Consider the following 14,542-nt stretch of genomic DNA (forward strand, 5'->3'; position numbering starts at 1 on the left):
ATGGACGGGTCTTTCTGTCCGGCGGACGAGTTGGTCGCACTTCTCATCCTGCCGCCGAAAGACCCGTCCCCCTCCTCAGACCCCGCCAGCCGACACCAACGTCACGACCCGCAACAGCTAGCCGTGATCGGCACGGTGCTCGCGCTGATCGACGCGCTACACCATCGGCTTCCGCACCCGTGGCTGACGATCCTGCTGGCGGGCGGTCTCGTGGTGTTCGGGACAACTCGGCCGGAACTTCTGCCACGTCTGATCGCGGCGAGCCTGCTGGTATTGGCGCTCGGGCTGTTGGTGCAGTGGGTGATACCGGGCGAGGTCGGCTTCGGCGACACGCTTCTACTCGCCGCGCTAGCCCCGTTCTGGGCCTGGCACGGCTGGCCGACCGTCCTTACTGGACTGATCACCGCGCACCTCGTGCTCGGGAGCTTCGCGGGACTGGCCTGGCTACTCGGGCTCCGCGAGCGAAACACCCGGATCGCAGCCGGTCCCGTGCTGCTGTTGGGCGCGTGGATTCCGCTGCTGTAGCCCGCTTCCGTCGGTTGCCCGCAGCACTCGGCACGGTGCTGCTAGCCGGGATGCTCACGGCTTGCGCGAACACTGAGCCGCCAGATCCTCCGGATAAACCGGTGATCGCGGGTCCGCCGCAGGCCCAGTCGCCTCGCGATGGCGAGCAGGCTCGGGTCGCCGAGAGCTACGAGCGGTTTTGGCGGGTGTCGCAGGCCGTGCCACACCACCCGGTCGAGCAGCAACGCCCCGAATTGGCGAGCGTGGCCACCGAGTCATTGACGAACACGATGCTCGGCAACCTGGAACAGCAGCGCACCCGCAGGATCACCCTCTACGGACACATCCGGCCCCGCATCAGCGAAGTACGGATCGAGGGATCTCGGGCGGTGGTGACGGATTGCCAGGACGCCAGCCGCTCCGGACAGGCCGATGCCTCAGGACAGCCGCGCACGGTGGGTCTGGCCCGCAACCCGGTCTCCAGCACGTTGCACCACGACGCGGATGGGCAGTGGCGGATGGTGCGGATCGACTATCCGGGCGGGAGCTGCTGATGCGGGCGCGCAGCGTGTTTTCCGTGCTGGCCGGGCTCACCGCCGGAGCGTTGCTACCGGCACCTGCGTTCGCCGACGGCGTCATGGTGCTGCCCGGTGATGCTCAGGGCTACTACGGCTCGCCCTCGATCGACCTGGGTGCTGTGGCCGGAGGAACACACGCAGGATCGGGGAGCCCAGGTTCCGACGAGTCCGACGGGACCGGCGGCGATGTTGCTGGGCCGCCTTTGGGATTGAGCTGGTCGGCCCCGGCAGGCGGTGTGCCGGAGTGGTTTTCGATCCTGCCGGAGTTCCGCTTTCCCGATTTCACTGATCCCGCGGCGCCGTCGCCGGGCGTGCTGGCCAGGCAGGCGGCCGAGCAGTTGCGGTTGCCGTTGCCGACACCGCTGCATTCGCCGGATCTGCAGCTCCCGGACGGGCGCGCGGCCACGGTGGTCGGTGAGCACACCTGGTTCTGGACCGAACCCACGGACTGGCGACCGGTGTCGCGGCGGGTGCAGATCGGGCCGGTGTGGGCAGAAGTCACCGCCACGCCCCAACGGTTGAACCTGGATCCAGGTACCGGGCAGCCAGCGGCCTCCTGTGCTGGTCCGGGGACGCCCTACGCGCGGTCGTTCGGACTGCACACCGCTTCTCCGGACTGCGACATCGTCTTCGACCGCTCCTCAGTCGGTCGGCCCGGCGAGCAGGTGCGCGCCGAGTGGGCGATCGCCTGGTCGGTGTCGTGGCGCGGATTCGACGGCACCATCCCTGCAGGCGGCACCCTGGCACCGATGACTTCGCGAGCCGACGCGGAGCTGGCCGTGGCCGAGGCCCAAGCCCTCACTACCGACTGACACCTCCTCTTTTCGTTTTCCGCATTGTTCTCTTGTTTCCGGGGAGACGTATGTCCACAACAGACACATCACCCAGCACGGACCGGCATGGTCAACGCATTTCGGATGAGCCGCGGGTGCCGCGGAAGAAGCGTGGCTGGGTGTGGGCGACCGCGGTCGTGCTCGTGATCGGCGCTACCGGCGGCAACGCCGCTTTGATCGCTGCGTTGTCGGATCGGGAGCCCGTACTCGTACTGGCCCGAGATGTGCCCTGGGGCAAGCGGATCTCGCAGGCCGACGTCCAACCTGTCGAACTTTCCGCCGACGTAACCCAGTTCGCGGTCCCGGATACCGATCGCGGAACGGTCGTCGGGCAGGTGGCCGGGCAGAACCTGCACGCCGGAGGTCTGCTCGCCTACAGCGATCTGGCTCGGCAGGCCATCCCCGCGGCCGGGCAACAGGTGCTCGGACTCCGGTTGGAACCAGGCCGGTTTCCAGTCCGGGGGTTGCTGCCGAACGATCCCGTCGCCGTACACCCCGCGCCCGAGCAGACCACCACGTCCACCCAGCAGGCCGAGCCGGGGGCGGAGTTCACGGCCCGCGTCGTGCGCAGTTCTCCACCGGATGCCGAGGGCGCGATCACCGCGGACCTGCTCATCCCGGACGCCACCGCATCTGAGGCGGTTGCTGCCGCGGTCGGCGGGGCACAAGTCAGCCTCCTCGGCCCGGACCACCAGTGATTCCCCTGTTGTGAAAGGAGAAATGCAATGGCGATCACCGCAGTGATCAGTGCACTCGGCGCGCCTGGAGTGTCGACGACGGTGGCGGCGTTGGCCACCGCCTGGCCCGGCCCCCTCTTGGCGGCGGATGCCGACCCGGTACGCGGAGCGTTGGTACCGGGGTGGCTCTCACGCTGGTGGGTCGACGGGCGCCTGACGACCGAGACCGGGGTGGTGACTTTCGCCGCCAGCACTCGACGCATGACCACGGTGCCGGCCGAAGGGTTGGCCGGGCACGTCCACGCCGTTCCCCACGCCCGGCACATCCGTGTCCTCCCCGGGGTGCTGCACGCCGAACAGGCGATCGCGATCGGCTCCGATGGCTGGTCACGGTTGGCCAGTGCCCTGCGCGATGTCACGAAGTCCGGACCGGACGTGCTCGTCGATGCCGGACGGTGGTGCCCGCAAACTCCGTGGCCGCTGCTGAACGCGGCTGACCGGGTGTTGCTCGCGGTGCGGCCGAGTTTGCGGTCCTGCTCGGGTAGCACCGACCTCGCCCGGTACCTGACTGATCGGTACCAGCGCGTCGAACTCGCCGTGTTGGCAGCGGATTCTCGACAGGCTGCCGACACCGCGCAGGCTCTGGGCGTGCCTGTCGGGTTCTCACTGCCCGAGGATGCGCCCAGCGCGCGGGTGTTCTCCGATGGCGCCGAGCAACCGAAGCATCTGCATCGCCGTCCGTTGTGGAAGGCGATTCGCTCGACCGCTCGCGGGTTGCATCGTCAGGCCCACGTCACGGTCCGGTTCTGCCGCGACTCGACACGGGCAGGTGTCGGCGAATGACCACACACGCGCTGCCGTGGTTCGACGACGGCGACCCCATTCCCGACCCGGCCACTGTGGACGCCTTGCGGCAACGGGCCGCCGCGCGCCTGAGCCGACAGGAGCATGACGAGCAGGCGGTGGTTTCCGACGTCGTCTTCGCCTGGGCCGCCGAACGTGCCAGCGCCGGGCTCCCTGCCGTTGCCGACGCAGTGGAACGCCGCGTGATCCGCGCGGTGCACGGCGCCTTGGCCGGTCTCGGCGGTATCGCGGCCCTGCTAGATCGCGACCAGATCGAAAACATCCACATCCACGGGCACGACCACGTGCTCGTCGAAACCGCCACCGGCACCACCGCACGCTGGCCACACCCGGTCGCCGACTCCGACGAAGCCCTGATGGACACCCTCGGTGAGATCTTCGCCCGCGCCGGCCGCACCTCGCGCGAATTCTCCCCGGCACATCCCATCGCCAACGTCCGCATCCCTGCCGGCGGGCCACTCGGCGCCCGCATCGCGGCCGTGCGCGAACTCTGCGACCGGCCCAAGGTCGCGATCCGCCGACACCGCCTCGCCCACGCCACCCTCGACGACCTCCACACCAACGGCACTCTCGATGCCCGGCTGCACCAGTTCCTCGCCGCCACGGTGGCTGCCGGACTCAACGTGCTAGTCACCGGCGGGCCGTATGCGGGCAAGACCACCCTGTTGCGGGCGCTGTGCCAGCAGGTTCCCGCCCCGGAGCACGTGGTCACCGTCGAAGACGACTACGAACTCGGCCTGCACCTCGATTCCGCACGGCACCCGGTGGTGAGCGCGTGGGAATCGCGGACCGCCGGAGCCGAAGGAACCGGGGAGATCACCCTCGACGATCTGCTCAAACAAGCCCTGCGGCATTCACCGTCACGAGTGGTGGTCGGTGAGGTCCGCGCCGGAGAAATCACCGCATTGCTGCGGGCATTGGGCAACGGAGCAGCAGGTGGGATGGGCACCCTGCACGCCACCAGCGCTCGTGCGGTCCCCGATCGGATCGCCGCCCTCGGCCAGTTGGCGAACCCACCGCTGCCGATCCACGCCGCACACCGCTGGACCGCTTCCGCGCTCGATCTGATCGTGCACGTCACTCGCCACGATCGACCCGACGGGCGCAGGCGCAGCGTGGGCGAGATCGTCGAAGTCGGACCAGTCGGTGACGCTGAAACTCCCGACCTGACCCCGATTTTCGCCACTCCGACTGGCCAGGACCAGCCGACCCCCATCGGGCCACCGGCCCCGCACCTGCTCGACCGGCTCACTCGCGCCGGTCTCAACCCCGGAGTGTTCGACTGCGCTGCACCGGCCTGGGGCGGTGAGCATCAATGAACCCCGAGCTGCTCACCGCCGGGGCCTGCGGACTAATCCTCGCGCTCGCCGTCCTGCTCCTCCTCTATGGACACCACATTCCTCGTCGCGTTCCGCCGGTGTGGAACGTGCCGCGGTCGTGGCGCCTCGCCACAGGTGGGCTCGTGCTTGGCACTCTCGCCTGGTGGGCGACAGGCTGGCCGGTAGCCGGAGCGATCACGACCGCCACCACAGTGGGCCTGCCGCCTGTACTCGCCCCGCCTGCGGCGAAAGAGGCCATCGCCCGCGCCGAGGCACTGACCACGTGGACCAGACGACTCGGCGACCTGCTCGCCTCCGGCTCCGGCGGCCTCTCCCACGCGATCACGCGGTCCGCGGCGACCGCCCCGGAGCCCCTGACGTCGCCGGTGCAACGCCTCGCCCACCGAATGCGCACACAGGGCACCGAAACAGCACTGCGCGCCTTCGCCGACGACCTCGCCGACCCCGCCGTGGACACCGTCGTGCTCGCCCTGCTGCTGCGACTGCGCGCCGGAGGACGTGGCCTCGCCGACCTGCTGCACCAGCACGCCGAAACCCAAGCCCGCGAGGTCACCTCCCGGCGCCAAATCGAGGCCGACCGGGCGAAACCGCGCACCACCGTGCGCTGCTTGCTCGGCATCACGGTGGCGATGCTGACCGGGCTCGTGGCCTTCGCCGGCGACTACCTCACCCCGTTCGACACTCCCAGCGGGCAAGGCGTCCTCGCTGGGCTCGGACTGCTCGGCGCCGCGGCGGTGGCGTGGATGCACCGGCTCACCCGCCCCGGCACGCCCCCGCGCTACTTGCTCAGCCCTGCCACGGAGAACAGATGATCCCGCTCGCCGTGACCTGCGGTCTCGCCCTCGGCGCCGGACTGGCCGCTGCCTTCACCTACTGCCTGCCCCGAGCACGACTCGACCTACCGGCAGCACTGCACCACGTCACCAACACTGCAGACCACGAACCGACCAGGCCGAACGTCGTCCCGTGGCTATCCGCCCGCACACAACGATGTCAGCACCCATGGCTGCGCCCACCCGATGCGGACCTGAACCTCCTGGAATTGTCGACCGAGCACTACGTCGCTCGCCGTCTGCGGGCCGCCGCACTCGGTCTCACGGCCGGGGCCGCGCTCGGCGCACTCGGTCTGGTCGTGAACCTACTTCCAGCAGTTGTCGCAGTCCTGTGCGCGGTCACGGGCGCCGCAAGCGGCGGGATGCTGCCACATCTCCAGGTGCGCGAGACCGCCACCGAACGCAGGAAAAGCTACCGACGAGTGCTGGCGGTCTACCTGGACCTCGTCGCCCAAGAACGCAGCGCCGGACGCGCCGCAACCCCGGCCCTGCGCGAAGCCGCCGAAACCAGCGACCACCCGCTGTTCCGACGCATCCACGCCACCGTCACCCACGCCCACCGGCTCGGCAACACCCCCTGGGACGCCTTGCGCGACCTCGGAGACCGCCTGCAAGTGGCAGAACTGACCGACGTGGCCGACCTCGCGAACACCGCCGCCGACGGAGCCGCGATCACGACCAGCCTGCACACCAAAGCCACCGCACTGCGCCACGCAGCGCTCACCGACGACACCACCCGAGCCAACTCCCGCAGCGAACACCTCACCGTGCCCGCCACCGTCCTGATCGTCGCCTTCCTCGGACTCGCCCTCTACCCCGCGATCAGCCCACTCCTGCAGTCCTGACCCCGAAAGGAACCCCGGCCATGCAGCACCTACGCACCTTCCGAGCACGCCTCGAACGACTCGTCCTGACTCTCGCGCTCATCGCGACCACCGCACTGGACCACTGCCTCAGCCGCGCACGCCGCATCCGAGTCGACGACCACGGCTCGGAAAGCACCGAAAAAGCCGTGCTGACCGCGATCGGGCTCACCATCGCGCTCGGCCTGGCCGGAGCGATCGCCGCCGTGGTGTCCAAATACCAAGGCCAACTCCACTAACCCAGGGCCCGACATGACTGTCCACACCAGACACACCGATCGGGGTTCGGAAACCGTGGAAACGGCCGTGCTCGCCGGGCTCGCTGTCGTACTGCTGCTGTCGGTCGTGCAAGCGGGGTTGTGGTGGCACACCCGCAACCTGTGTCTGCACGCCGCGGCGACGGGGCTACAAGCTTCCCGTGCCCTGCACGCCACCCCCGACGCGGGCGAACGGGCCGCGGCCGAGTTCCTGCACCGCGCTCCGAACGCCGCCAGCGACCCCGCCACGATCGTCTCCGCCTCCGCCACGGAGGTATCGGTTCGAGTTTCGGCGACCGCGCCACGGGTGCTGCCGATTCCAGGGCTGGACTTCCGCGTCCACGAAACCGCCAGCGCCGCCCAAGAACGGTTCACCACCCCAGGAGAAACGCGATGAGCATCCCGGAATCCGAGCAGGGATCGGCCAGCATCGAACTCGCCGTACTCACCCCCGTCGTCCTGCTGGTGTTGGCACTCGTGATCGCCGGTGGACGCATCGTCACCGCGAATGCCGCCCTCGACACCGCCACCACCGCGGCAGCTCGCGCCGCGTCGCTCGCACGCACCGCCGGCCACGCCCAGACCGCGGCCCGCACCGTCACCGACCACGCCCTGGGCGAACACGGGCTGCATTGCACCGACCAACATCTCGCCGTGGACACCGGCGGATTCGCCACCACGCCCGGCCACACCGGCACCGTCACCGTCCGGACCTCCTGCACCGTGCCGCTGGCCGAGCTCTCTTTACCCGGCCTACCCGGCAGCGTGGCCCTTACCAGCGAGTTCGCCAGTCCTCTGGACCCGTACCGGGAACGCATATGATCCGGCCGCACGAACACGACCGCGGCTCGATCAGCGTGCTCGTAGCCGTCTTGCTGCCCTGCCTGCTGCTCGTGCTCACCCTCGTCGTCGACGGTGCCGACCGGATGCGCGCGCTCGCCCGCGCCGACGCGGTCGCAGCCGAAGCCGCCCGCGCCGCGCTGACCGCCCTCGACACCCGCACCACGACGATCACCATCGACACCCACCGAGCACGCCGTGCCGCGCACTCAGCCCTTGCCGCCAGTGGGCACCGCGGCACGATCACCCTCGACGGGCGGCGCGTGCAGGTGCGAGTCGCACATTCGGAACTCACCAAGATCGGCCTGCTCGGACGCATCCACGACGTCACCGGCCACGCCACTGCCGAACTCGGTCTCGGCACCAGCAGCCCGGGACTCACGCCATGAGCACCGTGTGGCGCCGTGTGCCCGCAGTGCTCGGCATCCTGTTCCTGCTCACCGTGATGCCCACAGTGCTAGTGCTGTGCACCCGGTGGTTCGACTGGCCCGCAGTGACGTGGCCACCGCTGCACTCCGGGTTCCTCGGCGCCTTCGAACCCGCCGACGTCCGCGCGTGGGCAGTAGCGACGTACCACGAGATCCGCCTCAGCCTCGGCATGGACGGCCTGCTGCTGGCCAGCTGCCTCCTGGCGCTCTGGGGCACCTGGCTGGTGATGATCTGCTGGCTAGTCACCGACACCGTAGCTCTGTTGCGCTTCGGCGTCCGCCGCCTGTGCGCCAACGGCCCCGACGGGGTCCGCGGCTGGATCACCGCCCTGGTCACCAGCACGGTCCTCGTCAGCACCGCCAGCCCCAGCCTCGCCGCAGCAGTACCTGCGAATCCGGTGGCGGCCAGTGCTCCCCGCCACCCCAGCGGCCCGCACCATGCCCCGCTGCCGGCGGCACCGGAGGCGGACGGGCCAGGCCCCGGCCCGTCCGCCTCCGGCCCCATGCTGCGCACCCACCGCGGCGATTCGCTGTGGGAGCTCGCGAAAATCCACCTCGGCGACGGCACCCGGTGGCGCGAGATCACCGACCTCAACCCACACCTCTCGCCCGAACCGCAGTTCCTCCGCGCCGGCGACTGGCTCCGACTGCCCGACGACGCCGTACACACCGAGCCCGCACCGCTGCCGGACGGGGCTCGGTGGATCATCGTCGCCGACGGCGACACCCTCTCCAGCCTCGCCCAGCAACACCTCGGCGACCCCGACCGATGGCACGAAATTTTCGAGCTCAACCGCGGCCGCACCCAAGACGCCGACCGCACTCTGCGCAGGCCCGGCTTCCTCATGCCCGGCTGGCGTCTCGCCGTTCCGCCGACCGGCACCAATGACTCCGATGCTGCGCATCTGCGACCGTCCACTGGGGAACCGGTATCGCTGCCGCTGCTCGCGCCCGAACCGGTCACTGCTGCACCGCAGCGGCCAACCACCTCGCCGCAGCCGTCTGCGCACGGTCGCATTAAGCACGTGGACGTGGGCGTTTCGGCGGGAGTCGTGGCAGGAGTGTCTACGGCTGGAGCGCTGGGTGCTGTCGCCCTGGTCCACTACCAATTCCGCCGCCGACGCCCTCATCGCCGCACCAAGGCCGAGCCGCTCCCAACGATCTACCCGCTCCCGCTCGCCCAGCACCGACTAGCGACGAACATGTCCGCCGATGCCGACGACGAGGCCAACACCGACGTCGACGAAGACGAAGCCGACTGGTCACCAGGCAAGGGCCACCGTCCTGCGGCGAGCACCATCAGCACGCCGGCGAGCGCGGCACACAGGGAGCCTGCTGGCGAGCACAGCACCGCGCCGGCTCCCGAACAACCGGCGCAGGCAGCCTCCACGCCCACGGCTGCCTCGGGCGGCCAGCCCGTCGCCGGTGGCGGGTTGGAGATCGCGCGCACCACCCCGGGCACCTCGGAAGCGACCGGCGAGCCCGGTGCTGTTCCACTGGAGACCGCCATCGGGGACGGCCAGCGGTTGCGCATCACAATCTTCGGTCCACCGTGCCTGCACTACGTTCCGCAGGACGGCGCCGCGCTGCGGGAGGTGACCGATGCTTTGCAACCCCGGATGCGGGAGCTGCTGGTGTTTCTGGCTTTGCATCCGGGCGGCGTGAGCCGCGACGAGTTCATGGACGCGCTCTGGGGCGAAGCGCCCACCAGCAACGCCTTCAACACCGCCCTGTCGCGGCTGCGTCGCACACTGGAAAAGATCGACCCGGAGCTGACCGATCTCGTGCAGGCCGCACCGGGCCGTTACCGGCTCGACCCCGACTTGGCCAGCGTGGACTACTGGCACTTCACCAGCGCCCTCGCGGCCCGGCGCACCGCGCACACTGACGCCGACCGTCACGTCGCCGACGAGCAGATCGTGGCCAGCTACCACGGCAGCATCGCACCAGGCATGGAAGCCGCGTGGGTCGAGCCGCTGCGCGAACACGCCCGCCGCGGCTTCCTCGACGCCGTCGCCTCCTGCGCCCGCGCCTGGCACCAGCACGATCCCGAGCGCACGCTGAGCCTGCTTGAAAACGCCCGCGACCTCGACCCGCTGCACGAACCTCTGTATCGCGACATCATGCGTTTGCAATCCCTGCTTGGGCACCGCGAATCAGTTCCACGCACCATGCGCCTGCTAGAATCCCGGCTCGCAGAGATTGGCACACGGCCCACCACCGGAACCCGCGAACTCGGCGCACGCCTCGCGCACTGACCGAGGCATTCGATCGCGGCCTGTCTTTCAGTCCGTGTACATGGTTTGTTCCCGTTCCGGGGAGGATAAGGGCAACCCAGTGCGAGGCTTTTGCCATTCCGCGCTCGACACATTGTGCAGCCTGCCATGACTCGCTCGTTCATCGTAGTGAAAACGCGACAAATCTGGGATGGCTGCGAGAGAGGAATCGGTCGACGCGGCCTTGCGACGGGCTCTTACCGTCGCGCCGACCGGGATACCGGCCGGGGTACCAACCGGGGCGCCGTACGGGCAACCGCTTCAACACTCGCCCCGCCCCGGCGCCTCGCCCGCAGGTCACGTCTGCCACAGGTGGTTCCGACGGACACCCAGGCTCGTGCGTCCCGCACTGCGAAAGACACATCAGCGGCGCGCGGCACGACCCGCCCGCATCGCGGGAGACGCAACAGCAGCGTTCCGTAGGACTCGCCCGATGCTGTCGGGTTAAGTAATCGAGGATACCCAGTGTGGTGTGTCCATACTCCTTCTTTTCATGATGCAGCTCGGCTGCCAGGTTTCTTTCTTGCCGGTCGCAGGGAGGCGATCTGCTCGGTTGACGGTTTTCTCGCGAGTCGTGTTTGTGCGCGCCGCCGCGTCGAATTCTGCCGACGAGGACACGGTTTCCACTGGTCATAGCGTCGGGGTTTGTTTACAGGAGGACCCGTTTGGAGGACTATTTGTGGTTGTGTGGCGGGTCGGTGCAGAGCTAGCTTTGAGTTGTTCGCGGGGATTCCCCGGGGTTTCAGAAAATGGCCCGGCTGGCGTGAGCTATGTCGGAAATCGGGCGCAGTGTGCGCATTCTGAGAGAGGACGAGGTATGCCTTCCACTAGTAGCAACAACGGGACCACCACCGCTGCGGCGTCGTCGGGGCGGTTGCGCAGTGGGCAGTTGCGGGCGCAGGTCGCGCAGGTGTTGGCCGATGACCGCACGGGTGAGCACAGCCCGCGGCAGGTGGCCGTGCGGTTGGATCGTTCGGCCGGGGCGGTGGGCAATGCGTTGGCGACGTTGGTCGAGCAGGGTGCGGCACAGGTGACCAGTACGGCGCCGGTGCGGTACAAGGCCACCCGCACGACCCGGAAGGCCGCGGCCGCCGCCCCGGCCAGCGCGGCAGGCGCGGGCACATCCGCCGCGGGTTCCACGGTCGCGCGGGCCGGTCAGTCCGCGCAGCCGGGCAAGTCCGGGCGATCTGCGGCCGGGAAGTCCGGCGGTGCGGCGGCATCCGCATCCACTCGCGGCACGTCCGCCACGGGCGCGGGCACGGCGTCCGGCGGGAAGTCTGCCTCGGCTGGGTCGGGTGCGGCGTCGGTGCCGGTGTCGGGTCCGGTGGCGCGGCCGAACGGGCAGCAGTATCACCCGCGCAAGCTCGCGGGGTTGCCGGATGTGACGGCGTTGCAGCGGTTGCGGGCCGCGGAGGTGCCGGTGCTGCTGTACGGCCCGCCCGGAACCGGGAAAACCGCCGTGGTCGAGGCCGCGTTCCCCGATGTGATCACGGTTGCCGGGGATGGGGATACCGCGGTGGCCGATCTGGTGGGTGAGTACACCCAAACCCCGGACGGGCGCTACGAATTCGTACACGGCCCGCTGGTCACCGCGATGCGGGAGGGCCGCCCGTTGTTTCTGGATGACGCCTCGCTGATCCCGCCGACGGTCCTAGCCGTGGTGTATCCCGCGATGGACGGGCGCCGGGAGGTCACGATCAAGGCCAACGGCGGCGAGCGCGTCACCGCCGCGGACGGGTTCTACGTGATCGCCGGGCACAACCCCGGCGTACACGGGGCGATCGTGTCCGACGCGCTGTCGTCGCGGTTTTCCGCGCAGGTGCGGGTTTCCAGCGACTACGACCTCGCTCGGCAACTCAAGATCAACCCGAAGGCGGTGCGGACCGCGCTGAACTTGTCCACCAAGCAACAGCGGGGCGAGATCGGCTGGGCCCCGCAGCTGCGGGAACTGATCGCTTTCGACCGCATCGCCGCGGTGCTAGGTGCGGATGCGGCGGCCGGGAATTTGCTCAATCTCGCCCCGGAGGAGGACCGCGACACCGTGGCCGCCGTGGTCCGGACCGTGTTCGGCGGCACGGTGGCGCCCCTGGCCTTGGGCGATCGCATCTAGTCCGTGATCTCTGGTCACCGTTCTTGTCCCGCTGCATGTAAGGAGATTCGCACGATGAGTACGCATGTGATCGCCGACCCGACCGCCACCGGCACGATGTCCGCCCCGCTGCGGCCGGACTGGTGGGCACTGTCGGCCGGGTTCACCGACGAAGCCCCGATCATCGCCGACCGCGATGACTTGATCGTGACGATCGCGCCCGGCGCCGGGCATGGGTCCCCGGCCTGTTTCCTGCCGCCGCACGCGTCGATCGAAATCGACGGGGCGCACCTGGGCGCGGTCGATCCCCGCACCGCCGACCCCGCCGACCCGGCTGATCGTGCCCGTTACGCGACCGCGTGGGGCCTGTTCACCCACGAATGCGCCCACGCCGCCCATTCCCGATGGGACCCGCCCACCGGGGCACCAGCCGGGATCGCCGAGGCGGCGCTGTTGTTGGAAGAGTCCCGCATCGAAGCCGCCCATTTGGCCCGGCGCCCCGATGACCGGCATTGGCTGCGCGCGGCCACCCGCAACCTGATCCTCGACGACATGCCCACCACCACAACCGGCATGGACACGAACTCCGCGGCACGCGCAGCGGGGTTGCTGCTGGCACGCCGCGACGCCGGGGTGCTCGACCACAGCGAAACCACGGCCATCACCAGCGTGATCCACAACATCCTCGGCACGTCCACACTGGACACTCTGCAGCAGTTGTGGCGGGAAGCCCACACCGTCGCCGACGACGACGCCGAGACCATGCTGGAGTTGGGCCGCCGCTGGTGCGCCGCGCTCGGCACCGACCCGGACACCGCCACCCACAGCGGCCCGGACACCACCAGCGCCAGCAGTTCGGACGGGGACAGGGACGGGCAGGCGGACCGGTCGCCGCTGGCTCGCATCGTGCAGGCCACCACCTCGCTGATCGCGCACCACGTCGCCGACGAACCAGCACCGGACGGGGACACCGGGCCTGCGGCAGCGCAAGCCGCCCAGCAGGCCGCCGACCGCACCGCGCAGCAGCAGGCCCGCACGGCGGCACAGCAGGTGTTCGGCCGTGCTCCGGGCGGCACCCCCGCGGGCGGTACCGGCACGGCCGGAACCCGCACACCCACCACCGGTGAGCGCCGCGCGGCCCGCACCCTGGCGCGGGCGCTGAGTACCGCCGGGGTCACCGAACGCCACACCACCCGCACCACCGTGGCGACCCCGCCCGGCCGGTTGCGGATGCGCGGCGCACTGGCCGCCGACGCCCAACGCGCCGCCGGACAGATCCCCACCGCCGAGCCGTTCACCCGCACCCACCGCCGCGCGGCGCCCGCCCCACCGTTGACGGTCGGCATCGCCTGCGACGCCAGCCTGTCCATGCAGCCCTACACCGGCGCGGTCGCCTCAGCGGCCTGGATCGTGGCCAACGCCACCCGCCACACCAGCACACCCGCCCAATCCGCGACCGTCCTATTCGGACAGCACGTGCATCCGCTGACCCACCCCGGCAGCGCGCCGCGGCTGGTCACCACGTTCGACTCCGAGGACTGCTATCACGACATTCCCCGGGCGATCCGGGCCCTGGACGGGTCCCTGGGCCTGTCCCAACCCGGGGCGGCGCGGCTGCTGGTGATCCTCAGCGACGGCGTGTTCGAACAGGACAACTACGACCAGGGACAACACGTGCTGGACCGGCTGCGGGCGGCCGGGTGCGGGCTGCTGTGGCTGGCCACCGACCCCGACTCCCGCCCCATGCGCGGCGCCACCGTGCACCAGCTCACCGACCCGGCCACCACCGCGACCGTCATCGGCCGTGCGGCCACCGCAGCCCTGCGCGCCACCGCCCGCCGCCACTAACCCCACCCACTGCCCGAGCCCGGTGCGGGGCCGACCACTTGGCTGGTCGGCCCCGCACCGCACTCGGTCACCCCCGCCGCCCGCACCCCCAGTGGGTGCGGTGCCCGCGTACCGCCGATGGCGCACCGACACCGCCACACCCGGGCCGCGCGCCGGTTCCCGTGCGGGGCGGTGCCTGCTGCCCACGACCGACCGGGACGGCATAGCCCTGATCACGCCCTAACGCCCGCCGATCAACGACGAGGGCGGCAGGAACCGCCGGGGCGACCGGGTCGATAGACCGATCCGACCGGCCAGCGCGCGAACCTGGTT

General features: G+C 70.0%; 14 protein-coding genes and 1 pseudogene. All 15 read left to right on the forward strand.

The features are described from left to right. Nucleotides 1-525, forward strand: a pseudogene (locus INP57_RS25665) (prepilin peptidase); the annotation flags it as partial. Nucleotides 526-626: 101 nt separating this feature from the next. Further along, a complete protein-coding gene (locus INP57_RS25670) occupies nt 627-1,058 on the forward strand; it encodes a hypothetical protein (protein ID WP_200072928.1) in 432 nt (143 codons plus the stop codon). Further along, nucleotides 1,058-1,894 carry a hypothetical protein gene (locus INP57_RS29825; protein WP_233628291.1) on the forward strand — a complete coding sequence of 279 codons (837 nt, stop codon included), beginning with the start codon at nt 1,058-1,060 and terminating at the stop codon, nt 1,892-1,894. Before INP57_RS25670 ends, INP57_RS29825 begins: the two co-directional genes overlap by 1 nt. A 116-nt stretch (nt 1,895-2,010) precedes the next feature. Beyond that, nucleotides 2,011-2,613 carry an SAF domain-containing protein gene (locus INP57_RS25680; RefSeq protein ID WP_200072929.1) on the forward strand — a complete coding sequence of 201 codons (603 nt, stop codon included), beginning with the start codon at nt 2,011-2,013 and terminating at the stop codon, nt 2,611-2,613. A 27-nt stretch (nt 2,614-2,640) separates the two neighbouring features. Further along, nucleotides 2,641-3,435 (forward strand): CpaE/TadZ family protein, encoded by a 795-nt coding sequence (locus tag INP57_RS25685; protein WP_200072930.1) that lies wholly within the window; start codon nt 2,641-2,643, stop codon nt 3,433-3,435. Next, the gene (locus tag INP57_RS25690) at nt 3,432-4,775 is read left to right on the forward strand and encodes a TadA family conjugal transfer-associated ATPase (protein ID WP_200072931.1); all 1,344 of its coding nucleotides are present in this window, start codon (nt 3,432-3,434) and stop codon (nt 4,773-4,775) included. The genes INP57_RS25685 and INP57_RS25690 overlap by 4 nt, the downstream gene beginning before the upstream one ends. Nucleotides 4,776-4,918: 143 nt before the next feature. After that, on the forward strand, nt 4,919-5,608 hold the full coding sequence (locus INP57_RS25695; protein WP_200072932.1) for a type II secretion system F family protein: 690 nt from the start codon (nt 4,919-4,921) through the stop codon (nt 5,606-5,608). Then, nucleotides 5,605-6,474, forward strand: a complete 870-nt coding sequence (locus INP57_RS25700) for a type II secretion system F family protein (RefSeq protein ID WP_200072933.1) — start codon at nt 5,605-5,607, stop codon at nt 6,472-6,474. The genes INP57_RS25695 and INP57_RS25700 overlap by 4 nt, the downstream gene beginning before the upstream one ends. 20 nt (nt 6,475-6,494) lie before the next feature. Further along, nucleotides 6,495-6,731, forward strand: coding sequence for a hypothetical protein (locus tag INP57_RS25705; protein ID WP_200072934.1), 237 nt, complete (start codon nt 6,495-6,497; stop codon nt 6,729-6,731). A 13-nt stretch (nt 6,732-6,744) separates the two neighbouring features. Further along, nucleotides 6,745-7,146 (forward strand): TadE/TadG family type IV pilus assembly protein, encoded by a 402-nt coding sequence (locus tag INP57_RS25710; RefSeq protein ID WP_200072935.1) that lies wholly within the window; start codon nt 6,745-6,747, stop codon nt 7,144-7,146. Then, nucleotides 7,143-7,571, forward strand: a complete 429-nt coding sequence (locus tag INP57_RS25715; protein ID WP_200072936.1) for a TadE/TadG family type IV pilus assembly protein — start codon at nt 7,143-7,145, stop codon at nt 7,569-7,571. The genes INP57_RS25710 and INP57_RS25715 overlap by 4 nt, the downstream gene beginning before the upstream one ends. Further along, the gene (locus tag INP57_RS25720) at nt 7,568-7,978 is read left to right on the forward strand and encodes a hypothetical protein (RefSeq protein WP_200072937.1); all 411 of its coding nucleotides are present in this window, start codon (nt 7,568-7,570) and stop codon (nt 7,976-7,978) included. Before INP57_RS25715 ends, INP57_RS25720 begins: the two co-directional genes overlap by 4 nt. Further along, entirely contained in the window at nt 7,975-10,275 is a 2,301-nt protein-coding gene (locus INP57_RS25725) for an AfsR/SARP family transcriptional regulator (protein WP_200072938.1), read from the forward strand. Before INP57_RS25720 ends, INP57_RS25725 begins: the two co-directional genes overlap by 4 nt. An 835-nt stretch (nt 10,276-11,110) precedes the next feature. Next, on the forward strand, nt 11,111-12,403 hold the full coding sequence (locus INP57_RS25730) for an AAA family ATPase (protein ID WP_200072939.1): 1,293 nt from the start codon (nt 11,111-11,113) through the stop codon (nt 12,401-12,403). A 54-nt stretch (nt 12,404-12,457) separates the two neighbouring features. After that, nucleotides 12,458-14,230 (forward strand): VWA domain-containing protein, encoded by a 1,773-nt coding sequence (locus INP57_RS25735; RefSeq protein WP_200072940.1) that lies wholly within the window; start codon nt 12,458-12,460, stop codon nt 14,228-14,230. The last annotated feature ends 312 nt before the right edge of the window (nt 14,231-14,542 follow it).

It is taken from the genome of Saccharopolyspora galaxeae, assembly GCF_016526145.1.
GTDB lineage: Bacteria > Actinomycetota > Actinomycetes > Mycobacteriales > Pseudonocardiaceae > Saccharopolyspora_C > Saccharopolyspora_C galaxeae.

What these genes read in the sequence shown, in the direction of transcription:
- INP57_RS25715 (WP_200072936.1), top strand. Translation starts at nt 7,143, where the DNA reads ATGAGCATCCCGGAATCCGAGCAGGGATCGGCCAGCATCGAACTCGCC.
- INP57_RS25730 (WP_200072939.1), top strand. Translation starts at nt 11,111, where the DNA reads ATGCCTTCCACTAGTAGCAACAACGGGACCACCACCGCTGCGGCGTCG.
- INP57_RS25690 (WP_200072931.1), top strand. Translation starts at nt 3,432, where the DNA reads ATGACCACACACGCGCTGCCGTGGTTCGACGACGGCGACCCCATTCCC.
- INP57_RS29825 (WP_233628291.1), top strand. Translation starts at nt 1,058, where the DNA reads ATGCGGGCGCGCAGCGTGTTTTCCGTGCTGGCCGGGCTCACCGCCGGA.
- INP57_RS25700 (WP_200072933.1), top strand. Translation starts at nt 5,605, where the DNA reads ATGATCCCGCTCGCCGTGACCTGCGGTCTCGCCCTCGGCGCCGGACTG.
- INP57_RS25720 (WP_200072937.1), top strand. Translation starts at nt 7,568, where the DNA reads ATGATCCGGCCGCACGAACACGACCGCGGCTCGATCAGCGTGCTCGTA.
- INP57_RS25710 (WP_200072935.1), top strand. Translation starts at nt 6,745, where the DNA reads ATGACTGTCCACACCAGACACACCGATCGGGGTTCGGAAACCGTGGAA.
- INP57_RS25685 (WP_200072930.1), top strand. Translation starts at nt 2,641, where the DNA reads ATGGCGATCACCGCAGTGATCAGTGCACTCGGCGCGCCTGGAGTGTCG.
- INP57_RS25735 (WP_200072940.1), top strand. Translation starts at nt 12,458, where the DNA reads ATGAGTACGCATGTGATCGCCGACCCGACCGCCACCGGCACGATGTCC.
- INP57_RS25705 (WP_200072934.1), top strand. Translation starts at nt 6,495, where the DNA reads ATGCAGCACCTACGCACCTTCCGAGCACGCCTCGAACGACTCGTCCTG.
- INP57_RS25725 (WP_200072938.1), top strand. Translation starts at nt 7,975, where the DNA reads ATGAGCACCGTGTGGCGCCGTGTGCCCGCAGTGCTCGGCATCCTGTTC.